General features: G+C 67.7%; 22 protein-coding genes and 1 tRNA gene. 7 read left to right on the top strand and 16 right to left on the bottom strand.

Annotated features, from left to right (window positions below; all coding sequences use genetic code 11):
* Positions 1 to 23 precede the first annotated feature (23 nt).
* Both ACTHNC_RS11805 and ACTHNC_RS11800 read right to left on the bottom strand, forming a co-directional pair.
* A complete protein-coding gene (locus ACTHNC_RS11805) occupies positions 24 to 1,721 on the bottom strand; it encodes a glycoside hydrolase family 13 protein (protein WP_440294799.1) in 1,698 nt (565 codons plus the stop codon).
* Positions 1,722 to 2,010: 289 nt separating this feature from the next.
* Entirely contained in the window at positions 2,011 to 3,027 is a 1,017-nt protein-coding gene (locus tag ACTHNC_RS11800; RefSeq protein ID WP_440294798.1) for a LacI family DNA-binding transcriptional regulator, read from the bottom strand.
* A gap of 92 nt (positions 3,028 to 3,119) precedes the next feature.
* On the opposite strand from ACTHNC_RS11800, the gene ACTHNC_RS11795 reads away from it, so the two are divergent.
* A complete protein-coding gene (locus ACTHNC_RS11795) occupies positions 3,120 to 3,971 on the top strand; it encodes a UbiA family prenyltransferase (protein ID WP_440294797.1) in 852 nt (283 codons plus the stop codon).
* A gap of 1 nt (position 3,972) precedes the next feature.
* Here the strand turns inward: ACTHNC_RS11795 and ACTHNC_RS11790 are convergent, their stop codons facing one another.
* Positions 3,973 to 5,415, bottom strand: coding sequence for an MFS transporter (locus tag ACTHNC_RS11790; RefSeq protein ID WP_440294796.1), 1,443 nt, complete (start codon positions 5,413 to 5,415; stop codon positions 3,973 to 3,975).
* Between the two features lie 169 nt (positions 5,416 to 5,584).
* Between ACTHNC_RS11790 and ACTHNC_RS11785 the strand changes: the two genes are divergently transcribed.
* From ACTHNC_RS11785 to ACTHNC_RS11770, 4 genes are all read left to right on the top strand, one after another.
* A complete protein-coding gene (locus ACTHNC_RS11785; RefSeq protein ID WP_440294795.1) occupies positions 5,585 to 6,769 on the top strand; it encodes a hypothetical protein in 1,185 nt (394 codons plus the stop codon).
* Between the two features lie 40 nt (positions 6,770 to 6,809).
* Positions 6,810 to 7,823 carry an LLM class flavin-dependent oxidoreductase gene (locus ACTHNC_RS11780; protein WP_440294794.1) on the top strand — a complete coding sequence of 338 codons (1,014 nt, stop codon included), beginning with the start codon at positions 6,810 to 6,812 and terminating at the stop codon, positions 7,821 to 7,823.
* 99 nt (positions 7,824 to 7,922) lie between these two features.
* Positions 7,923 to 8,762, top strand: a complete 840-nt coding sequence (locus tag ACTHNC_RS11775; RefSeq protein WP_440294793.1) for a MerR family transcriptional regulator — start codon at positions 7,923 to 7,925, stop codon at positions 8,760 to 8,762.
* Between the two features lie 168 nt (positions 8,763 to 8,930).
* Positions 8,931 to 9,293: a nuclear transport factor 2 family protein gene (locus tag ACTHNC_RS11770; protein ID WP_440294792.1), complete on the top strand. Its 363-nt coding sequence runs from the start codon at positions 8,931 to 8,933 to the stop codon at positions 9,291 to 9,293.
* Positions 9,294 to 9,296: 3 nt separating this feature from the next.
* Here the strand turns inward: ACTHNC_RS11770 and ACTHNC_RS11765 are convergent.
* From ACTHNC_RS11765 to rplU, 10 genes are all read right to left on the bottom strand, one after another.
* A tRNA-Ala gene (locus tag ACTHNC_RS11765) sits at positions 9,297 to 9,369 on the bottom strand.
* A 77-nt stretch (positions 9,370 to 9,446) separates the two neighbouring features.
* Positions 9,447 to 9,821: a ribosome silencing factor gene (gene rsfS, locus ACTHNC_RS11760; RefSeq protein WP_440294791.1), complete on the bottom strand. Its 375-nt coding sequence runs from the start codon at positions 9,819 to 9,821 to the stop codon at positions 9,447 to 9,449.
* 108 nt (positions 9,822 to 9,929) lie between these two features.
* Positions 9,930 to 11,363, bottom strand: a complete 1,434-nt coding sequence (locus ACTHNC_RS11755) for a hypothetical protein (protein WP_440294790.1) — start codon at positions 11,361 to 11,363, stop codon at positions 9,930 to 9,932.
* Positions 11,360 to 11,980: a nicotinate-nucleotide adenylyltransferase gene (gene nadD, locus ACTHNC_RS11750; protein WP_440294789.1), complete on the bottom strand. Its 621-nt coding sequence runs from the start codon at positions 11,978 to 11,980 to the stop codon at positions 11,360 to 11,362. The genes ACTHNC_RS11755 and nadD overlap by 4 nt, the downstream gene beginning before the upstream one ends.
* 11 nt (positions 11,981 to 11,991) lie before the next feature.
* Positions 11,992 to 12,231 (bottom strand): hypothetical protein, encoded by a 240-nt coding sequence (locus tag ACTHNC_RS11745; protein WP_440294788.1) that lies wholly within the window; start codon positions 12,229 to 12,231, stop codon positions 11,992 to 11,994.
* Positions 12,232 to 12,289: 58 nt separating this feature from the next.
* Positions 12,290 to 13,579, bottom strand: a complete 1,290-nt coding sequence (locus tag ACTHNC_RS11740; protein ID WP_440294787.1) for a glutamate-5-semialdehyde dehydrogenase — start codon at positions 13,577 to 13,579, stop codon at positions 12,290 to 12,292.
* Positions 13,580 to 13,725: 146 nt separating this feature from the next.
* Positions 13,726 to 14,547: a glutamate 5-kinase gene (gene proB / locus ACTHNC_RS11735; protein WP_440294786.1), complete on the bottom strand. Its 822-nt coding sequence runs from the start codon at positions 14,545 to 14,547 to the stop codon at positions 13,726 to 13,728.
* Positions 14,548 to 14,551: 4 nt separating this feature from the next.
* Entirely contained in the window at positions 14,552 to 16,066 is a 1,515-nt protein-coding gene (obgE, locus tag ACTHNC_RS11730; RefSeq protein WP_440294785.1) for a GTPase ObgE, read from the bottom strand.
* A gap of 216 nt (positions 16,067 to 16,282) precedes the next feature.
* Positions 16,283 to 16,537: a 50S ribosomal protein L27 gene (gene rpmA / locus ACTHNC_RS11725; RefSeq protein ID WP_440294784.1), complete on the bottom strand. Its 255-nt coding sequence runs from the start codon at positions 16,535 to 16,537 to the stop codon at positions 16,283 to 16,285.
* Between the two features lie 18 nt (positions 16,538 to 16,555).
* Positions 16,556 to 16,864, bottom strand: a complete 309-nt coding sequence (gene rplU / locus ACTHNC_RS11720) for a 50S ribosomal protein L21 (RefSeq protein ID WP_440294783.1) — start codon at positions 16,862 to 16,864, stop codon at positions 16,556 to 16,558.
* Between the two features lie 198 nt (positions 16,865 to 17,062).
* On the opposite strand from rplU, the gene ACTHNC_RS11715 reads away from it, so the two are divergent.
* The gene (locus ACTHNC_RS11715) at positions 17,063 to 17,359 is read left to right on the top strand and encodes a DUF4031 domain-containing protein (RefSeq protein ID WP_440294782.1); all 297 of its coding nucleotides are present in this window, start codon (positions 17,063 to 17,065) and stop codon (positions 17,357 to 17,359) included.
* A 41-nt stretch (positions 17,360 to 17,400) separates the two neighbouring features.
* On the opposite strand, the gene ACTHNC_RS11710 is transcribed toward ACTHNC_RS11715, so the two are convergent.
* Positions 17,401 to 19,995: an Rne/Rng family ribonuclease gene (locus ACTHNC_RS11710; protein WP_440294781.1), complete on the bottom strand. Its 2,595-nt coding sequence runs from the start codon at positions 19,993 to 19,995 to the stop codon at positions 17,401 to 17,403.
* 383 nt (positions 19,996 to 20,378) lie between these two features.
* On the opposite strand from ACTHNC_RS11710, the gene ACTHNC_RS11705 reads away from it, so the two are divergent.
* Positions 20,379 to 20,990: a vitamin K epoxide reductase family protein gene (locus ACTHNC_RS11705; protein WP_440294780.1), complete on the top strand. Its 612-nt coding sequence runs from the start codon at positions 20,379 to 20,381 to the stop codon at positions 20,988 to 20,990.
* A gap of 37 nt (positions 20,991 to 21,027) precedes the next feature.
* Here ACTHNC_RS11705 and ndk read toward each other — a convergent pair whose 3' ends face one another.
* Both ndk and ACTHNC_RS11695 read right to left on the bottom strand, forming a co-directional pair.
* Complete coding sequence (gene ndk, locus ACTHNC_RS11700; protein ID WP_440294779.1) at positions 21,028 to 21,444, bottom strand: nucleoside-diphosphate kinase; 417 nt, start codon at positions 21,442 to 21,444, stop codon at positions 21,028 to 21,030.
* On the bottom strand, positions 21,441 to 21,863 hold the full coding sequence (locus tag ACTHNC_RS11695) for a DUF4233 domain-containing protein (RefSeq protein WP_440294778.1): 423 nt from the start codon (positions 21,861 to 21,863) through the stop codon (positions 21,441 to 21,443). Before ACTHNC_RS11695 ends, ndk begins: the two co-directional genes overlap by 4 nt.
* Positions 21,864 to 21,878: the final 15 nt, after the last annotated feature.

The raw sequence follows: 21,878 nt of genomic DNA, 5'->3' as shown, positions 1-21,878 counted from the left end.
TTGGGAGGTGAATGCAGGGTTCGTCAGATCGTTGCCGTGTCGGTCAGCCATGCCGTGGAGTCGGACGGCAGCTTCCCGTTCTCCAGCGGGCTGCTGGCCAGGAGGATGCCCGCGCTGTCGGGCAGTTCGATGCTGTGGGGTGAGAGGTTGGTCACCGAAACGAAGTGCGCGCCGCGGTCGAACGCGAGAACGTCCGGTGCCGACTCGCGCCAGGAGAACGCGGTGGCGGATGCGCGGTTCAGCGTCTTGCGAATGCGCAGTGCCTGCTTGTAGAGCCACAGCATCGACGAAGGGTCCGCCTGCTGCGCCTGGACGGTAAGACGAGCCCAGTCGGCCGGCTGCGGCAGCCACGGCTCCGATCCGGCCTCTGCCGGACTGAACCCGAACGGCGGCCGCACGCCGCTCCACGGAAGCGGCACACGGCATCCGTCCCGACCGGGATCGACGCCGCCCGAGCGGAAGTGCATGGGATCCTCCAGCAGTTCCTCGGGGAGGTCCTCCACTTCGGGCAGACCCAGCTCGTCGCCCTGGTAGATGTACAGGGCTCCTGGGAGCGCAGCCGTGAGCAGTGCCGCCGCGCGAGCCCGCCGGGTTCCGACGGCGAGGTCTGTCGGCGTGCCGGCACGCTTCTTGGCGAACGCGAACGAGCTGTCCTCCCGCCCGTACCTGGTCACCGGTCGGGTGACGTCGTGGTTGGAGAGCACCCAGGTGGACGGGGCGTCGACCGGGGCGTGCGCGCGCAGAGTGGCGTCGATCGATTGGCGCAACTGGCCGGCATCCCAGGGACGCGCGAGAAAGTCGAAGTTGAACGCGGTGTGCAGTTCGTCCTTGCGCAGGTACTTCGCGAAGCGGTCGATGTCGGGCAGCCAGAGCTCGCCGACAAGCACCCTGGCGCCCGGGTACGAATCCGCGATGGCCCGCCAGTCGCGGTAGATGTCGTGCAGCTCGTCACGGTCCTGGGTAGGATGCTCGCCCGGGCCCGGCTGCTCCGGCACCTCCGGCAGCGCATCATCTTTCACCAGGAGCGCGGCAGAGTCGATGCGAACCCCGCCGACACCCCTGTCGAACCAGAACCGCAGCACGTCTTCGTGCATGCGGCGAACGTCGGGATGGTTCCAATTCAGGTCCGGTTGCCGCGGCGTGAAGAGGTGCAGGTACCACTCCCCTGGCGTGCCGTCGGCGTTCGTAGTGCGAGTCCAGGTCTCGCCCGAGAAGTTCGACTCCCAGCGTGTGGGCATCCCGGCACCGTCCCGGCCCTTGCCGGGATGGAACCAGAACCGGCCGCGTTCCGGCGAGCCCGGGCCTGCCGCCAACGCGGCCTGGAACCACGGGTGCTGGTCCGAGATGTGGTTCGGGACGATGTCGACGATCGTCCGGATGCCCACGGCCAGCGCGTCGCGGATCAGCGCCTCGGCCTCCTCCAGCGTTCCGAAGCGCGGGTCGATCGAGGTGTAGTCCGCGACGTCGTAACCGCCATCGGCCAGTGGTGACGCGTACCAGGGAGTGAACCAGATGGCATCCACGCCGAGGTCCTTCAGATACCCCAACCGACGCCGAACGCCGGCCAGGTCGCCGATGCCGTCGCCGCTTCCGTCGGCGAAGCTGCGCGGATAGATCTGATAGATCGTCGCGCTGCGCCACCAAAGCGGATCGTCGTCCGACGGCGAGGGCGTGCCGGTGGGCTCGGCGGGCGCCTCATCGGCGAGGGAGGGCAGGTTCAAGGAAGGGCCTTTCGTAGGCGGCGTTCGCCGCGGAAAGGCGGCACCGCCGGAGCACGAGAGCGGGTTGCTTCACCGAACGGGACGCATCCTCGGCCGGCTTGAGACCTCAAAGTAGCTATCTCGACAAAATGACGCAAGAACTAAACATCGAGTAATTCACTTGCATCGGATTGCGCGTGATTGCACGGGGCGACCGCCATCTCGCTGGTTGAGCAGCGACCGTAGGTCGCGTATCGAAACCAAACCGCGTTACAGCCCCACGGTGCGATACGCCCGTTGCGCGGCCTACTCAACCGGCAGGACGCGGAGCCGGACCGGTGGAGGCGCGTACCACGAGTTCCGGCTCGAAGAGGAACTCATCGACAGAAGGGCGCACGCCACTGATCTGTGCCGTGAGCAGCTCCATGACCATGCGTCCCATCGGCTCGATCGGCTGGCGCACCGTGGTCAGCGGCGGCTCCACGCATCCCATCAGGGCAGAGTCGTCGTATCCGACGACGGAGACATCTTCGGGCACGCGGAGTCCCGCCCTGCGTACAGCGCGGATCACGCCGAGTGCGAGAGGGTCGCTCGCACAGACGATAGCGGTCACCCCGGTTCCGAGCAGCCTGGCGGCCGCCGCCTGGCCGGCCTCGAGCGAGTACAACGAGCGCACGACGAGGCGGTCGTCGAGGTCGGCCCCTGTGCGCGCGGTCTCCGTCTTTGCGGACTCGTACTTGCGCTTGGAGGGCACGTGGTCCTGCGGTCCGAGCACGTAGCCGATGCGGGTGTGACCGAGCTGGTGCAGGTGCCGGACGGCGAGCTGTGTGGCGACGCCGTCGTCGCACGAGACGGTGGGAAAACCGATTCCGTCGACCGGAGCGCTCACGAGGACCGTGGGCAGCTTCACCTCTCGCAGCTTCTCGTAGTGATCGTGCGCGCCGAGCTCTTGCGTGTACAGGCCGCCGGCGAACACGACTCCGGAGACGTGCTGCTCCAAAAGCAGGTCGACATAGTCGGCCTCGGAGATGCCGCCAGCCGTCTGCGTGCAGAGCACCGGCGTGTATCCGTTCTGGGCGAGAGCGCCACCCACAACCTCGGCGAAGGCGGGGAAGATCGGGTTGGACAGCTCGGGCAGCACCAGGCCGACAAGGCGGGCCCGCTCCCCGCGCAGCTTGGTCGGTCGTTCGTAGCCGAGAACGTCGAGGGCCGTCAGCACGGCCTGTCGCGTGGCCTCGCTCACCCCGGGCTTCTCGTTCAGCACGCGACTCACGGTCGCCTCGCTGACACCCACCTTGCGAGCGACCTCGGCCAGTCTTTTAGCCATGCTTGCAATTGTCGCAAAAGCTTGCAGTCCATCGCAAGAGTACGACTTTGCCCGAGCTCTTACGCCGCGGCCACGCCTCATACCATGTCCCCATGCTGAAAGCCGCCCGCGGTCTCGCGCTGGCCTGTCACCCGGGGCCTGCACTGGTGGTCACGGTGGTCGCGGGAGTTCTCGGCGCATCCGTCGGGTATCCCCCTGCACGGATTGCGCTCCTTGCCGCGGCGATGCTCGCCGACCAGCTCTCCGTGGGCTGGTCGAACGACTGGATCGACGCGGAACGCGATCGGTCGGTGAGTCGCACCGACAAACCCATCGCGGTCGGGCTCGTCTCTCGTCGAACGGTCGGCACGGCCGCGTGGATCGCTCTCGCCAGTACCCTCGCACTCACGGTGCCGCTCGGTGCGCCGGCGCTCGTGACCCACGCGATCGCGGTCGCCAGCGCATGGAGCTACAACGCCTGGCTGAAGCGCACCGTGTTCTCGGTGGTTCCCTATCTCGTGAGCTTCGGGCTTCTGCCGGCCATCGTCACCCTCGGTTCGACGGAGCACGCGCTTCCGGCGTGGTGGGTCGTGACGGCCGGATGCCTGCTGGGCGTGGCTGCGCACGTCACGAACGTGCTCCCCGACCTGGAGCAGGATCGCCTCACGGGCGTTCGCGGCTTCGCGCACGTGCTCGGTGCCCGCGTGGGCGGGCTGGTCGCGTTCGGTGTTCTCGCTCTGGTCGGCGTTGTCGTCGCAGTCGGCGCGGTCGGGATCGGAGACCTGAGCGGGGCTGCGGGCGTTCTGGTGCTTGTGGGCTGCACCATCACCGTCCTGATCGCGGCCGCGGGCGTGCTGCTCACTCTGCGTGGAGAGCGCTCGCGTTGGTTGATGCGACTCATCATGGCCGCGGCGATCGTCGACGTCATCGCCCTGGTGGCCGCGGGCCCCGTGCTGTCGGCGTGACTCAGGTCGACACGGAGCCCGATTGCGGTGTCGACGTCGTTCCCGACGCGCTTGGACCGACGCTGGGCGGTGCTTTCGCCGGGTCTACTGCGATGTCGGCCGAGCGATGCTTGTTCTGGATGCCGATCGCCGAGACGACACCGCCGATCAGCAGCAGGGCGACGCAGACGAGCAGAACGCGCTGGAGTCCTCCCTCTGCGAGCGGCCCGGCGACGATGAAGCCGGCGCACGCGACGGCGATCAGGCCCGCTATGCGGGCGACAGCGTTGTTGATGGCTGAGCCGATGCCCGCGTGCTCGGGTGGCACGGCGCCGAGAATCGCCGCGGTGAGCGGTGCAACGGTGATGGACAGCCCGAGGCCGAAGACCAGGATGCCGGGAAGCAGTTCCAGCCAGTAGTTCACGTGCGTTCCCATGGTCAGCATGAGCGCATACCCGCCGGCCGCGATGACGGGACCGATCGCCATGAACAGCCGGGGTCCGACCTTGCCCGACAGCGCCCCGAAGCGACCGGAGAGCAGGAGCATCACGACGGTGGAGGGGATGAGCGCGAGCCCGGCGAGCGTCGCCTTGTACCCGGCGACCTCCTGCAGATAGATGCCGATGATCAGCGTGCCCAGCGACAGGGCGGCGTAGACGACGAGCGTGGCGAGATTGCCGACGCCGAAGTTGCGGATGCGGAAGAGGACGAACGGGAGCATCGGCTGCCGGGAGTGCAACTCCACGATCGTGAACGCGGCGAGTGACAGGCATCCGATGGCGCCGATCCCCCACACCAGAAGGTTTGACCACCCCACTTGCCCCTGCTCGATGAGGGCGAAGACCACTCCCCCCAGCCCGAGCGCGCCGAGAACGGCGCCGAGGTAGTCGACGTGGCCGTGAGCGTGCTCATGATCGAGCTGCACCCGCCACAGGATGATCACGGTCACGGCGATCGGCACCGGGTTGATCCAGAACACGAGGCGCCACGACAGCGTGTCGACGAAGAGCCCGCCGAGCAGCGGGCCCGCGAGCATGGCGGCCGACGTCCACGCCGTCCAGCGGCCGATCGCCTTCGGCTGGTCGTCTTCGCTGAACACCTGGATGATGATCGCGAGCGAGCTGGGGACGAGGAGGGCCCCCGCGATGCCCTGCAGCGCGCGGAACACGACGAGCGAGACGCCGTCGGGCGCAAGGGCACAGGCGATGGAGGCGACGCCGAAGCCGAACAATCCGATCATCAGGATGCGTTTGCGCCCGAACGCATCGGAGAGCGAACCGGCGAGCAGGATCAGCGCACCGAGCGTGATGAGGTAGGCGTCCACCACCCATTGCTGCAGCACGAGTCCGCCGCCCAGTTCGCGTTCGATCGCCGGCAGGGCGACGTTGACGACCGATCCGTCGAGGAACGCGACGAGGGATGCCAGGATCGCCACGGTCAGCACCGCACGTTGCAAGGAGCTCACCCGGGTCAGTCAAGCACTCACCCCCGTCATGCGCGTCGCCGATCGCGTGAAATGCCCGTCATTCCAACCCCGGAGCGCCGTTCGAGCGAGTGAAAACCCGCTCGAACGGGCTTGCGGCATGCCGCGGGATAGCTAGGGATCGGCACAACCTCTGCCTATGGTGGAACGCGTGGCTGTGCGCACAATCCGGACAGAGACCGATCGCCGCCGTGTCGGGGCGCGAGTGCGCTTGGCCGCGCTCGGTGCCGCGGTCGCGGTCGCGATCCCGCTCGTGACCGCCCTGCCCGCCCACGCGGACGATTACCCGAGCTGGGCAGAGGTGCAGGCCGCGCAGGCCAACGCCGCCGCTGCACAGGCGGAGTACAACAAGATCGCCGGACTGATCGTCCAGCTTCAACAGCAGGCTCAGGCTGCTGCCGCTGACGAACTCAAGAAAGAGTTCGAGTACACCGTGGCCAAGACCGCCCTCGACACTCAGACCGCGAAGCTCGACTCCATCAATCAACAGGCGACCGCCGCGCAGCAGACCGCGACGCAGGCGAAGACGCAGTACGGCAAGCTCGCGTCCCAGCTCTACATCTCGGGCGGGGGAAGTCTCACCGCGAAGCTGCTGCTCGGAAACGGCGTCGGCAAGCCGACCGACGGGAACGACAACCTCCTCGACCAGCTTGGTGCGATGAGTCAGCTGACGGACCACATGTCGCAGTTGCAGAATTACGCGAAGCAGAAGCAGAACGTGGTGACTTCGCTCCAGACTCAAGCGAAGCAGGCGGAAGACATCCGCACGAGCCTTGAGCAGGACGCCGATGCGAAGTACAAGGCGGCCCAGGCAGCGAAGGCGGCAGCTGATGCGGTGCTGGCCGCCCAGGAACAGCAGGGAGCGGTTCTGCAGGCGCAGGCAGCGACCTTGAACGCACAAGCCGCGGCACTCGCGCAACAGCGGGCTGCAGGAATCCAGCGCGATCAACAGAACCAGAACGCATCGACCGGAGGTGGGAGCGACAGCAACGTCGATCTTTCGGCATCCTGCACAGGCGGGTGCTCGCCCGGCGCCGCGCAGTCGTACGCCAGCAGCATCCTCGGAAGCTACGGTTGGGGTCAGGACCAGATGGGATGCCTGACCAGTCTCTGGAACATGGAGTCCGGTTGGCGGTGGAATGCCTACAACTCCTCCAGCGGTGCGTACGGCATCCCTCAGTCGCTTCCGGCCAGCAAGATGTCGTCATCGGGCGGCGACTGGATGACGAACGGGAACACGCAGATCAGGTGGGGCCTCTCGTACATCTCGGGCCGCTACGGCACACCCTGTGCCGCCTACGATCACGAGATGTCCCAGAACCCGCACTGGTACTGATCCAGGGAATAGCAGGGTCCTGCAGTCGGCTGAAGATGCAGTGAAACGCATAGGCTTTCTCTCCTTCGGACACTGGTCGCCGACCCAAGGATCAGTGGTGCGCAGCGCTTCGGACGCGCTGTTGCAGACCATCGAGCTCGCGGTGGCCGCCGAGGAGGTCGGTGCGGACGGCGCGTTCGTGCGCGTTCACCACTTCGCGCCGCAGCTGGCGTCGCCCTTTCCGCTTCTCGCGGCCATGGGAGCGCGCACCTCGCGCATCGAACTCGGCACGGCCGTGATCGACATGCGATACGAGAATCCGCTGTACGCGGCCGAGTCCGCGGCGGCGGCCGATCTCATCTCGGGCGGCAGACTGCAGCTCGGTATCAGCCGAGGCTCCCCCGAGACCGCCGACAAGGGCTACGAGTCGTTCGGTTTCGTGCCAGGCGACGAGCAGTCGGATGCCGACATGGCCCGCTCGCACACCGAGCTCTTCCGCGCGGCCATCGCCGGAGCTGGATTGGTCTACTCGAATCCGCAGATGACCGGCCAGCGAGTACCGCTTGCGATCGAGCCACGCTCGGAGACGTTGCCCGAGCGCATCTGGTGGGGCGCCGGCAGCCGCGCCACGGCCGTATGGACAGCGGAACAGGGCATGAATCTGATGAGCTCGACGCTGCTCACCGAAGACACCGGCGTTCCGCTGTCCGAGCTGCAGGCCGAGCAGGTGAGACTCTTCCGCGACACGTGGAGGCGGGCCGGACACGAACGTGACCCGCGGGTCTCGGTATCGCGGAGCATCCTGCCGATCATCGACGATGAGACGCGGCGCTACTTCGGACTGCGCGCACAGGCGGATGCTCACGACCAGGTCGGCTACATCGGAGACGAGCTCGCCCGGTTCGGCCGCAGCTACATCGGGGAGCCGGACGTCATCGCCGAGGAGCTGGCACAGGATGCCGCCGTGCAGGAGGCCGACACGATCCTCGTGACGGTGCCCAATCAGCTTGGCGTCGACTTCAACGCGCGCGTGCTCGAGTCGATCGTGCGCGACATCAGGCCTGCGCTCGGCTGATCGTCCCCTTCATCGTCGCTCTCGCCTGCACCGATTCTGAGAGTCCTCGACGCTGTCGTTGACCCTCACACGGTGTCAGACTCCAACGTTGGAGGCGTCATGTTGACCATTGGGGAGTTCGCGTCGATCGGCAGGGTGTCCGTGCGGATGCTGCGCCACTACGACCAGATCGGCCTGCTGCGTCCCGCACGGGTCGATGCGATCACGGGTTACCGCGCGTACGCGGCCACGCAGCTGACACTGCTCAGCCGCATCGTGGAGCTGAAGGGCCTCGGACTCACGCTCGAGCAGGTCTCGCACGTGGTCTGGGGCGACGTGGACGACAGCGAGGTCGAGCGGATGCTGGAATCCGCTCGAACCGAACTGCGGTCCACGGTCGCGGATGCCGAAACGCGGTTGCGGCGCATCGACGCGAGCCTCAAGCGACTAAGAGGAGAAACAGTCATGCCCAGTTCACAAACGATCACCGCGGAGGTGCGATCCATCGGAGCACAGCGAGTCGCCACTCTCACCCGCAAGGCGCCAGGGTTCGGTCCAGCCAACGTCTCGCCCGTCATCGGCCCGATGTTCCCTGAGTCGGCCGACCTCATCCAGTCCGCCGGAATTCAGGAGTTCGGGCCGGCGATCGCTCTCTACGAGGCCGACGAGTCAGGCGACGGCACCGGCGCGCTCGTGACCGCCGGCTTCGTGGTGCCAGAGGACACCGAGTCGATCGACGGCCTCGACGTGGTCACGCTGCCCGGCATCGCGCAGGCAGCGGTGACGGTGCACCGCGGCGAGGTCAGCGGCATCGGCGAGTCGTGGAACGCGCTCATGGAGTGGGCCCGCGATCACGGCTACGAGCTGGACGGCATCTGCCGCGAGGTCTATTGGACTCCCGGCGACCGTCCGCAGTCGGAGTGGGTGACGGATCTCGTGCAGCCGGTGCGTCAGGGATGAGACTCGTACCGCGGCAACAGCGCTGCGACGGTTAGTTGCGCGCTGTTGTCGCGGCTTCCGCAGTCAGCCGATCGGCGCCGCAGCGGCTACGACGCAACCCCTCGCATCCGCCCGCGATCGGTCGCAGAGTCATGTCTGCACACACGAGCGCGACAAGGAGAGGACGACATGCGCACCGTGACCGAGGTCATCTACGACCACCTCGAACGACGACTCGCCGGTGATCTCGAAGGCGATATCAAGGCCAACTTCTCCGAAGACGTCGTTCTACTGTCAGGTTTCGGCACGTACCGCGGGCACGGCGGCATCCGTCAGTCCGCCGCGGTGCTCGCGGAGGGCATCCAAGGCGGCGCGTACGCGTATAACCGTGCCGTCATCGAAGGCGACTACGGGTTCCTGGAATGGACCGGGGACGACGGGCACAATGTCATCACGAACGGCGCGGACTCTTACCACGTGGTCGACGGGAAGATCGTCTTCCAGTCGGTGCACTACACGGTGCTTCCGGAGCAACCGATCGAGACGAAATGACGGTGGATCTGAGGGGACTCGAACCCCTGACCCCCTGCATGCCATGCAGGTGCGCTACCAGCTGCGCCACAGACCCGTGATTCGCCGCTCCGGCGTGCGGAGCAACCTCATTAGAGTACTACATCGCAGACGGCGGGAACGAATCGGATGGCGTCACGCCTCCCGCGCGACCGGCAGCTGGAACGGCACTGTCGGGCAGTCCTTCCACAGTCGTTCGAGGGAGTAGAAGCTCCTGTCCTCCTGGTGGAAGACGTGCACGACGAGGTCGCCGAAGTCGAGCAGGATCCATCGCCCTTCGGAGCGCCCCTCGCGCCGCAGCGTCTTCGTTCCGGCCTCGTTCAGCCGGTCCTCGATCTCTGCGGCGATCGCGATAACGTTGCGCTCGGAGTTGCCCGAAGCGAGCAGGAACACGTCGACGAGGGGCAGCGGACCCGATACGTCGAGGGCGACCAGATCGGTCGCCGCCTTGGAGTCGGCGGCATCCACCGCCAGTTGGAGCAGTTCGCGCGAGAGCGCGGACGCGGTCATACGGATATCACCTCGTGGAATCGGAAGCGCGGATCGCCGATCAGGCGACCTGCAGAGAACTGTACAGACGTGGCCGGATCCGGCGCGTGCGAATGGAGCGTGCTCGGATCAGAAGGCATGGAAGACGAAGCCGGCGACGAGGAGAGCCGCGACGCCGATCGCGAGGAAGGCCGCCGTCACCGCCAGCACGACCGGGAGCTTGTTCCCGCGTGCCTTCGGCGGAGTGATCATGCCGCGGGTCGACGTGTGCGTCGCCACCGCCTTGCTCGCACGCACCGGGGCGACGCCGGATGTCGCCGGCGCGGCATCCGACTCCTCGAACAGCCTGTCGATGTCGGACGAGTCGAAGTGGTCGGGGTGCTGTCCCGTCGCGCCCAGCGACTTCGGAAGGTCGATCGAGCCGGTCACGATCACCTCGCCGGTGCTCGTCAGCGGCGACGTCGAGAGCCCTGCGGACGGGATCGACGGCAGGATCAGGGCGTTCGCCGTGGTGACGCTTCCCGTCGACACGGCAGAACGCGGCGTGCCACCGGTCGCGTTCTCGTCGTCCATGGTCGACCAGTGGCCTGCGCCGCGGGCACGCAGCTGCGGATCCGTCGCAGGACCGCTCGACTGCGTGGCGGGCTCCGTTGCGATAATGGCTGCGCCGGAGGATGCCGGAGCGCCGGCGGTCTGCGCAGGTGGCTGTCCGCCGAATGCGTCCGGGATCACGATCGGTGAGACGGGCGACGTGCCTCGGCCGGCGGCAGGTGTCGACACAGCGCTGATCGGTGTGCGGGGGTCGGCGTCGTCCGGCCGCAGCGGCACTGCGGGCGGAATCACGCGGTGCGTCGTCTCGTCTGCCGGCTCCGCCGCGGGCATCGATGGCACGGCCCGGGGAACCGACTCGGACTCTTGCGACCCGGTCTGTGCGGCCGTCTCGGACTGCACGGCCTGGTTCGCGGCCTGCGCCTGCAGCATGGCGCGCAGTTCGCGACGCGTGAGCGGGTGCCCGTCGACGGGCGATACCGTCGGCAACGACGACGCGGTCTGCGTCGCCGACTCCTGCGAATCGGACGCGCCGGCGGCACCCGTCGAAGAGGCCGGAGGCGACGGGACGTACGACAACGGTGCCGGCTGCGCCGAGAATGGAGCTGCGGACGCCTGGTTCGGCGCGCCCGCTGGGTCGGTGGCGAACGCGACCGTTGCCGGTGCCTGGTCCTCCGCCGACGCAGCGCCCGTCGGACCTCCAGCATGGGAAGCGGCGAGGAGCGTGTCGAACGAGAGGTCTTCGTAACGCGGGGTGCGTGGGCGCAGCGGCGGGGCATCCGTCGGCCCGCTGTTCTGCTGCGACGAAGAGTCGCGCTGCGCGGATGCGAATGAGTACGGCGTGGCGACGTCGGGAACCTCGCCGGCGGTCGTTGGCGTGACGGTGGCGGCGCGACGAGAGACGGGTACCGGTTGCTGCTCCGGTGAAGCCGAACCGAGTTCGCGCTCCGCGGCGCGCTGACTCTCTCTAGCCTGTCGCCGCGTCTGTGGCGGCTGGTCTGGCCACGACGTCATGCCACACTCCGATAAAGGTGATGCTTGGAGATGTACTGAACAACTCCATCGGGTACGAGGTACCAGACAGGGAACCCCCTGCTGACACGGTCCCTACAATCGGTCGACGAGATCGCCAATGCCGGAACCTCCAACAAGCTTACGTCTCCGTTGGGTAAACCCGTCACTTCCAGCAGATGTCCCGGTCGACTCACAGCGACGAAATGGGCCAGTTTCCACAGCTCTTCGACGTCCCGCCAGCTGAGGATCTGGGCGATCGCATCGGCCCCGGTGATGAAGTAGAGGTCGCTGTCCGGCCGGGACTCCTGCAGGTCGCGGAGCGTGTCGATGGTGTAGGTCGGGCCGCCTCGATCGATGTCCACCCGGCTCACGGTGAAGCGCGGATTGGACGCCGTAGCGATGACGGTCATCAGATACCGGTGCTCCGCCTCGGTCACATGGCCCTTCTGCCATGGCTCACCGGTGGGTACGAAGACGACCTCGTCGAGATCGAAGGACTGCGCCACCTCGCTCGCCGCGACTAGGTGACCGTGGTGGATGGGGTCGAACGTGCCGCCCATGACACCGACACGCCGGCGGCGCTCCCCCGTCGGTGTTGTGGTGGCTGACGGCCGCATGGATGTGCGGGTCAGTGGTCCTGCGACGACGGATGCCCGGCCCCATGGTGGTACGCACCGGGTGCGCCCGCGTGCTGCGCGGCATCCGCTTCGGCCTTGTGGCTGTGGCGGTTGGCGACGTCACGGTACGTCCAGGTCACGAAGGCCAGAGCCGCGAACACGCACAGCACGACGACGCCGAGCACCCACGGCTCCATCCCGAACACGGGCGGCTTGCTGGCCTCGGCTACGACTGCTGCTGCGAACGACATGCGACTCATTCCTCTCGTGGCGAATGCCGGAACCCCAGTTTAGCTCTCGCACCGCTGCTTACTCGCGCACCTGGCCGGTGCCGCGCACGACCCACTTCGTGCTCGTCAGCTCTGGCAGGCCCATGGGTCCCCGGGCGTGCAGCTTCTGGGTGGAGATCCCGACCTCGGCGCCGAACCCGAACTCGCCGCCGTCGGTGAACCGGGTCGATGCGTTCACCATCACGACCGCGGAGTCCACCTCGGCGAGGAACCGCTCGGCGTTCGCCAGGTCGTCGGTGATGATCGACTCCGTGTGCTGGGTGGAGTAGCGGCGGATGTGCTCGATCGCTTCGTCGAGCGAGTCCACGACGCCGACCGAGACGTCGAGGCTCATGTGCTCGGTCGCCCAATCCTCGTCGGTCACCGGCACCGAGTCCGGGAAGATGGCGCGGGCACGGGCATCCGCGTGCACCGTCACACCCTCCTCGCGCAACGCTTGAAGAACAGGAGGGAGCAGACGGGATGCCGCACCGCTGTGCACGAGTACGGTCTCCACCGCGTTGCACACGCTCGGTCGCTGCACCTTCGCGTTGCGCACGATGTCGACAGCCCAGCTCTCGTTCGCGCTCTCGTCCAGCACGATGTGCACGACGCCTGCGCCGGTTTCGATGACGGGCACCGTGGACGACTCGACGACCGTGCGGATCAGCTCTGCACTGCCGCGCGGGATGAGCACGTCGACGAGCCCCCTGGCCTGCATCAGCCGGGTGCCACCATCGCGACCGAACTCGTCGACGGTCTGCACCGCGTGCGAAGGCATGCCTGCGCCGGCGATCGCCTCTTGGATCAGCTCGACGAGAACGCGGTTGCTGGACTCGGCCGCACGCCCGCCACGCAGAACCACCGCGTTGCCGCTCTTCAGAGCGAGAGCGGCGATGTCGACCGTGACATTGGGGCGTGCCTCGTAGATCGCGCCGACGACGCCGAACGGCACCCGCACCTGCTGGATGGAGACCCCGTTCGGCAGTCGGCTGCCGCGCACCGACGTGCCGACGGGATCGGGCAGTGCGACGACGTCACGCACCGCGGCGGCAAGGGCGGCGATGCGCCGCTCGTCGAGCTTCAACCGGTCGAGGAGGCCATCCGAGAGTCCGTTCTCGCGACCTCGCGCGAGGTCTTCTGCGTTCGCCTCGATGATCCGCGCCTCGTTGTCGGTCAACGACCGCGCGATGCGCTCGAGGGCATCGTTCTTCTGCGCCGTAGTGGCCGTCGCGAGCGGCACCGACGCCGCTTTCGCGTCCTCGAGCTTTCGCGTGAAGGAGGGCGCATCCGTCGACACGGGAACGGACTCGAGTGTGCTGGGGGCCATCGCACAAGTTTATCCGGCGGCTACCCGCTGAGCGGCCGGTGCCGACGGGAGCGCAGCGGTGGTCGTCAGTGTTCGCGGCTGCGCCGCTCAACTGACTCCATCGCCTCGGCAAAGCGAGCGAGCTCGCTTTGCTCTCGGCTCAGTCGTCAGTCCGGGATCGCGTCGGCCGCGGACATCCGCTCGGCGCGCTCATGCGGCGCGAACCAGGTGCCCACCGGCTCGCCCGAGAGGGCTGCGGAGACCAGCCTTGTCGACGTCAGCAGCACGGCGCTTCCCGCCTCGGCGGCGTGGCGGGCCGCGGAGACCTTCGTGATCGCTCCCCCGGTGCCGACGCCGGCGAGCCCGGTCGCCCCGATCTCGACGCCCTGAAGTTCGTCTCCGGCCGCCACGTGGCCGATGGGCTCGGCACCCGGCTCGTGCGGGGGCCTCGTGTAGAGCGCGTCGACGTCGGAGAGCAGCACGAGCAGGTCGGCACCGATCAGGGTCGCGACCAGAGCGGCCAACCGGTCGTTGTCGCCGAACCGGATCTCGTGCGTCGCCACCGTGTCGTTCTCGTTCACGATGGGCAGAATGCGCAGATCGAGCAGCCGCTCCATCGCGCGTCGTGCGTTCGAGCGGTGGGTCGGGTTCTCCAGATCACCCGCGGTGAGCAGCACCTGGCCGGCGACGATGTCGTAGCGGTCCAGGCTGTCCTGGTACCGGTAGATCAGCACGTTCTGGCCGACGGCCGCAGCGGCCTGTTGCGTGGCGAGATCGTTCGGTCGCCCGTTCAGCGCCAGGTACGGGATGCCGGTGGCGATCGCGCCGGACGACACCAGCACGACCTGGACTCCTCGACCATGTGCTGCGGCGAGAGCGTCGACGAGCGGACCGATCTGGTGCGCGTTCTCGCCGCTGATCGACGAGGATCCCACCTTCACCACGATGCGCCTCGCGGCGGGCACCAGCGATCGATCCGTGATCACCATCGGGTTACGCGTCCTCCTCGTCGTCGCGCCAGAGCCCGGCCTCCCGTTCGCGCAGCAGCTCCGCGCGGGCCTCGGCCTTCGCATCCATGCGCTCGTGGTACTCCTCGCGGCGCTGACCGCGGGTGGGGCGGTGGTTCGGGTCGAGGCGGGCATCCGTTCCGCGTGGGGAAGTCACCAGCTCGGCGGTCGAGGTGAGCGTGGGCTCCCAGTCGAACACCACCCCGTTGTGTGCCCCGATCACTACGGTGGCGCCCGCGACCGCTCCTGCCTTCACGAGCTCGTCTTCGACGCCGAGCTTGGCCAGCCGATCCGCAAGGAATCCGACGGCCTCATCGTTGGCGAAGTCGGTCTGGGCCACCCAGCGTTCCGGCTTGGCGCCGATGATGCGGTACACCGGTCCCTCCGAACCGCCCTCGACGCGCACCGTGAATCCCGCCTCGTCGACGGCGCGTGGGCGCATGACGATGCGCGGCTTGACCTCGGCGATCGCGGCCGCGTCTTTCCTGGCGTCCTCGACCACCTCCGCGAGGGCGAACGACAACGCCCGCAGGCCCTGGTGGCTCACCGTGGAGATCGCGAACACGCGATAGCCACGTGCCTCGAGGTCGCCACGCACGAACTCGGCGAGCTCGGCGGCATCCGGAACGTCGATCTTGTTGAGCGCGATGAGCTGCGGCCGCTCGAGCAGTGGAACCTGCCCGTCCGGAACGGGATACGCAGCAAGCTCACTGAGGATGATGTCGAGGTCGCTGATCGGGTCACGGCCGGGCTCCAGCGTGGCGCAGTCGAGCACGTGCAGCAGCGCGCTGCAGCGCTCGACGTGCCGCAGGAACTCCAAACCGAGGCCCTTGCCTTCGCTCGCGCCCTCGATGAGGCCGGGCACGTCGGCGATCGTGTAGCGCACGTCGCCCGCCTGCACGACACCGAGGTTCGGGTGCAATGTGGTGAACGGGTAGTCCGCGATCTTCGGCTTGGCAGCCGACAGCGCTGCGACGAGGCTCGACTTGCCCGCTGACGGGAAGCCGACGAGCGCGACGTCTGCGACCGTCTTCAGTTCGAGGACGACGTCGCCCTCCCACCCGGGAGTGCCGAGCAGAGCGAATCCGGGTGCCTTGCGCTTGGGCGAGGCGAGGGCGGCGTTGCCCAGCCCACCGAGCCCGCCGGGCGCGACGACGTAACGCATGCCCGGCTGGTCGAGGTCGACGAGAAGCTCGCCTGAGGCATCCTTGACCACGGTGCCCACCGGCACGGGGAGTTCGAGGTCGGCGCCGGATGCCCCGCTGCGGTTGTCCCCCATGCCGAAGCCGCCGTTCTCGGACGAGCGGTGAGGATGCCTGTGGTACGCGAGCAGCGTGGTGACGCCGGGGTCGGTGACAAGGGCGATGTCGCCGCCGTGGCCGCCGTTGCCCCCGTCGGGGCCGGCGAGCGGCTTGAACTTCTCCCGGCGCACCGAGACGCAGCCGTTGCCGCCGTGGCCCGCTCGCAAGTGCAGCGTCACGGTGTCGACGAACGTCGCCATGATGCTCCTCTCGCCCGCATGCGGGCCTTCGTGGGGTGGGATGTCCGTTCGTCGCCGAACGGGAGGGCCGTGCAAACACGGATGGGCGGGCACGAGGCCCGCCCATCGGCTGTGTTCGTCACAGGAAGGTGCGTCGTCAGTGTTCGCGCTTCGCGCTCCAACTGACTCCATCGGTTCGGCAAAGCTCGCAAGCGCGCTCTGCTCTCACCTCAGTCGTCAGTCGACCGCCACCACGTTGACGACCTTGCGGCCACCCTTGCTGCCGAACTCGACAGCGCCCGGCTCGAGGGCGAAGAGCGTGTCGTCCCCTCCGCGGCCGACGTTAGCGCCGGGGTGGAAGTGCGTGCCGCGCTGACGGACGATGATCTCGCCCGCGTTCACGACCTGACCGCCGAAGCGCTTGACGCCGAGGCGCTGCGCGTTCGAGTCGCGGCCGTTGCGAGTGGAGCTCGCTCCCTTTTTGTGTGCCATGAGTGTCTCTCCTCGCGCTTACTTGATGCCGGTGACCTTGACGCGCGTGAGCTCCTGGCGGTGGCCCTGGCGCTTCTTGTAACCGGTCTTGTTCTTGAACTTCTGAATCACGATCTTCGGGCCGCGGAGGTCGCCGAGGACCTCGGCGGTGACCTTCACCTTGGCCAGCGACTCGGCATCGCTGGTGATCGTGTCACCATCGACGAGGAGAACTGCCGGCAACTCGATCGTGCCGTTCTCGCCTGCCTTGACGCGGTCCATCGTCACGATGGTGCCGACCTCGACCTTCTCCTGCCGACCGCCGGCGCGCACAACTGCGTAAACCACTACTCGTACCTATCTGATGAGGGGCGGATAGAGCCCCAGACTGACGTTGATTTTCGCTGGTCACGCCCCCAAGTGGGAGAAGGGTTCGAGCCAGAAAACGAAAGGGTGCTGGCCGCGATAAGTCGACACGCACCAACGGTCGAGCTTACCAGACGCCGGAAAGCCGCTCAAACCGGACGCCGCCGTAGACTCGCCGGCATGGCGATCCTGATCGACACTCCGATGTGGCCGAATCACGGCACACTCTGGTCGCATCTCGTCAGCGACGCCTCGCTGGACGAACTGCACGGCTTCGCCCGAACGAACGGCGTGCCGGAGCGCGCGTTCGACCTGGATCACTACGACGTTCCTGCGGAGCGTCACGCCGAACTGGTGCGCGCCGGGGCGTTACGTGTATCGAACCGGGAGCTCGTCGTTCGCCTCAGAGCCAGCGGTCTGCGCGTCACCCAGGCGGAGCGCCGGAGGGGCGCTCGATCGCATCACCACCGGCGCTGACCGGATCGAGCCGACCGTGCTCCCTCCGGGCGTCCTCCCGGTCAGCTCGCCTGCGAGTCGTCGTTCCTGGGTGCCACAGCGCCGCCGGTCAGTCCAGCGGTCGTCACGCGACGGCGAGAGCGTCCCTGGCCCGGCTGCTTCGGCTCCGGGAGCGCGTCGAGCACGGAACCCAGGATCTCCTGCGCCTGCACACGATCCACTCGCGGCTTCTGCTCCGTGTGCGCCGCGACCGGGATGTCCAGGATCGACAAGGCTCCTTCCGCCTCGGCTTCAGCGGTCACCTCTGGCGTCGTCTCCGCCGATGCTTCGGATGCTGCACCGTCGGAGCCGCGACGGGAACCGCGGCCGCGGTTGCCGCGCCGCCCACGCGGGGCATCCTGCTTCTCCCCCTGCACGTCGCCGTACTCGGATGCCTCCGACATTGCCGCGTGCTTCGGCCCGTCGGTGTCTCGCTCCTCCTCGCCCTGCGCGGCGGGGTTCGGGGCCGACTGGGTCTGCACGGCAGCGAGCACGACGGCGGCGGACTCGGTGGCGGTGGCCGGAGCATCCGTCGATCCGTCCTGATGCGTGTGGAGCGTGCTTGCCGCGATCTGAGCGAGCGCGTTCTTCGCGTCGTCGGTGATGGCGTGGGTGCCCACGTGCGTGTTGGAGCCGCCGTTGCCGTTCGACGGAGCCGACGACGAGCCACCGTTCTTGCCGCCGCGACGACGCTCCGGCGGCTGCGGGGCACGGTGCCTGGTGACCGGGTCGTGGTGCACGATCACACCCCGTCCGGCGCAGACCTCGCAGGGTTCGCTGAACGTCTCGAGCAGGCCGAGGCCGAGCTTCTTGCGCGTCATCTGCACGAGTCCGAGCGAGGTGACCTCGGCCACCTGGTGCTTCGTGCGGTCCCTGCTGAGGCATTCGACGAGGCGGCGCAGCACGAGGTCGCGGTTCGACTCCAGCACCATGTCGATGAAGTCGACGACGATGATGCCTCCGATGTCGCGCAGCCGCAGCTGCCGCACGATCTCCTCTGCCGCCTCGAGGTTGTTCTTCGTGACGGTCTCTTCGAGGTTGCCGCCCGACCCCACGAACTTGCCGGTGTTAACGTCGATCACGGTCATCGCCTCTGTGCGGTCGATGACGAGCGAACCGCCGGAGGGCAGCCAGACCTTGCGGTCGAGGGCCTTCTCGATCTGCTCGGTGATGCGGAACTCGTCGAACGCGTCGCGCGATCCCTCGTAGGGCTGGACGCGGTCGAGCAGGTCGGGGGCGACCTGCCGCAGGTAGTTCTCGATCGTCTGACGCGCGTCATCGCCCGCGATGATCAGCTTCTGGAAGTCCTCGTTGAAAACATCCCGAACGATCTTGATCAGCAGGTCGGGCTCGCTGTGCAGCAGAGCAGGCGCCTGGACCGTCTCGGTCTGCTTCGAGATGTCCGCCCACTGCGACGTGAGTCGATTGACGTCGACGGTGAGCTGCTCCTGCGTGGCACCCTCGGCGGCCGTGCGCACGATGACGCCGGTGTTCTCCGGGAGCACCTCCTTCAGGATCTTCTTGAGCCTGGCCCGCTCGGTGTCGGGCAGCTTTCGGCTGATGCCGTTCATCGAGCCGTTCGGTACGTACACGAGGTAGCGCCCGGGCAGGCTGACCTGGCTCGTCAGCCTGGCGCCCTTGTGTCCGACCGGGTCCTTCGTGACCTGCACGAGCACCTTGTCGCCCGGCTTGAGCGCGAGTTCGATGCGGCGCGGCTGGTTGCCGGTCTCTGCGGCGTCCCAGTCGACCTCACCGGAGTACAGCACGGCGTTGCGACCGCGGCCGATATCGACGAACGCCGCCTCCATGCTGGGCAGCACGTTCTGCACCCGACCCAAATAGACGTTGCCGATCAGCGACGCCTCCTGGGAGCGCGCGACGTAGTGCTCGACGAGCACGCCGTCTTCGAGCACGCCGATCTGGATACGGCCGCCCTTGGACCGCACGACCATCTGGCGATCGACGGCCTCCCGACGCGCGAGGAACTCGGCCTCGGTGATGACCGGGCGCCGGCGGCCGGCGTCGCGGCCGTCGCGGCGGCGCTGCTTCTTGGCCTCGAGGCGGGTCGATCCCTTCACCTTCTGCGGCTCGGTGATCAGCTCGGGCTCGCGCTGCCGCTTGCCACCCTCCTCGGCACCCTCACCGGATGCTCCGCGGCGGCGGGTGCGACGCCGTGAGGTCGAGACCTCCTCGCGCTCCTGCTCCTCGTCCTGCTCGGCGGCCGGCAGCGGCGGAAGCACCGGCGGCGCCTGGAACAGGAGCGCGGTGCTCGGCAGCCCGGGCGCCTGGGCCGCGTGCGCGGTGGCTTCGGATGCGCGAGCATCCTGCGCCGTGTCCCCGGAAGCGGGTGCCGCCGCCGTCTGCTCGTCGACCTCTGTGGTCTGCTGTTCGGCGGTCCGCTCCGCCTCCTGCTGAGGCGCCCGCTGCTCGGCCGCGGGCACCGGAGGCGCGTCGGGCGGCGTCGGAACCGGAGCGGCCGAATCGGCCGTGGGAGCCGGCTGCTCGGCCTTGCGGCCTACGCGACGACCGCCGAAGAAGCGGCTGCGCCTGCGCTGCTGACCGCCTTCCGCGTTCCGTGCTCCCGACTCATCCCATGCATTCTGATCGTTCTCCACCATCGCTGGTGCACTCCTCGACCGCACGGCGCACGCGCGCGCCGGGTACGGCTGTACTCATGCGGGCGACACCTAGGGCGCTCGTCCGCCAATCCTCGGTTCGGCGTGCGAAGGGGTGCGCGATGGATGCTGCGCTTCGTGGCGCGCTGTCCGCTGCACTCGTCTTCGTTCGCCCGTCCCTGTCTCTCACGTGGTCTGCACTGTCTTCTCGTCCGGTCGCGCGCGGCCGGACCCCCGGGCATCCGACCTTTCAGCGGTGCTCGGAAAAGCTTCTTCATCTCCGCCCGGACGGCGTCCGGACGGCTGCCTGCCATTATCGCACGGCGACCGTGGAGCCCCGTTCAGGGCCGGGAAGGGCTCGCGTGTCGCTCTGCCATAATGCGATGGTGTCGCTCGACTCCCCCACCGAAACCAAGCGGCCCATCGGGCTTGCGATCTTTCTCATCGTCGCCGGCGTCATCGGGTGGTTCGCCGCCTTCGCGCTCACGCTGGACAAGTTCACGCTGCTGGAACATCCGAGCGCTCAGCTGACCTGCAACATCAACCCGCTTGTCGGGTGCGGCAAGAACCTCGACTCGTGGCAGGGTTCTGTGCTCGGTTTCCCGAACCCGATCATCGGCGTCGCGTGCTGGGCGGCACCGATCGCGGTCGGGGTCGCCATCCTCGCCGGAGCTCGTTTTCGCCGCTGGTTCTGGATGCTCTTCAACCTCGGCGTGCTCGGTGCGATCGTGCTCGTGATCTTCCTGATCTACTCGAGCTTGTACGACCTGTACGTGCTGTGCCCGTACTGCATGATCACGTGGACTGTGACCATCCCTACGTTCTGGGCCGTGACGTTCTACAACCTCAAAGAGGGGAACATCCCGACCAACGCGCGGGTACGCGACTTCTTCGCCGCCGCCTACACCTGGATTCCGCTCATCACGTTCATCAGCTACGTGATCGTCGCGGTGTTCGCGCAGATCCAGGTGCAGTGGATCCCGAACGCCTTCCGCTGAGTTGTCTTGCGGCTCCGTACTCCCGGTGGCTCGGATCTCAGAACCAAAGAGCGAGCTCGCGAGCGCTGCTCTCCGGGGAATCCGAGCCATGCACGAGGTTCTGCTGCACCGGGAGGCCCCAGTCGCGAGCCAGGTCGCCCCGGATCGTTCCCGGCGCGGCGCTCGTGGGGTCGGTCGCTCCCGCCAGCGAACGGAATCCCTCGATCACCCGGTTGCCCGCGACACGGATGGCGACGATCGGTCCGGACTCCATGAACTCCACCAGCGGCTCGTAGAACGGCTTGCCGTGGTGCTCCGCGTAGTGCTGCGCCAGCAGCTCGCGGTCCGCTTCCACCAGTTTGATGTCGACGAGCGCGTAACCCTTCGCTTCGATCCTTCTCAGGATCTCGCCGGTCAGTCCACGGGCGACGCCGTCGGGCTTGACGAGCACGAGGGTCTCTTCGATGGTGGTCATTCGTTCTCCTGTTCGGTGGGTTCGGTCTGTTCTGACTGGGATGCGCGGAACGCCGCGCTGCGCCGATCGAGGCGTGCGCCAGCGATCATGGCGTACGCCCAGATGGCGGTGAAGATGACGCCGACGATGAAGAGCATGCCGACGAGGAATCCGGAGGCGATGACCCCGAGCTGGATGAGCCAGCCGAGCCAGTAGCCGACACGGAACCTCAGCAGCAGGATCGCCACGAGCATGAGCACGATGAAGACTGCTCCCCCGCCGAGCGCCTGCACGGGAGGCAGGGCGTGCAGGCCGAAGACGACGAGCGCGCCGAGAAAGACCACGACCAGCTCGAAGCCGAGCACGATCGAGCCGAGGCTCTCCTGGGCCGAGCGCTCCCGCCGCGGGCGACGTGTGCGTGCCGGCGTGCTCCCGGTCATCGCCTGTCCTCCGTC

Origin of the sequence: Humibacter sp. (genome assembly GCF_051954055.1) — a bacterium.
Lineage (GTDB): Bacteria > Actinomycetota > Actinomycetes > Actinomycetales > Microbacteriaceae > Humibacter.
Note: the sequence above shows the minus strand (reverse complement) of the source record. Positions and strands in the feature narration are given on the sequence as shown.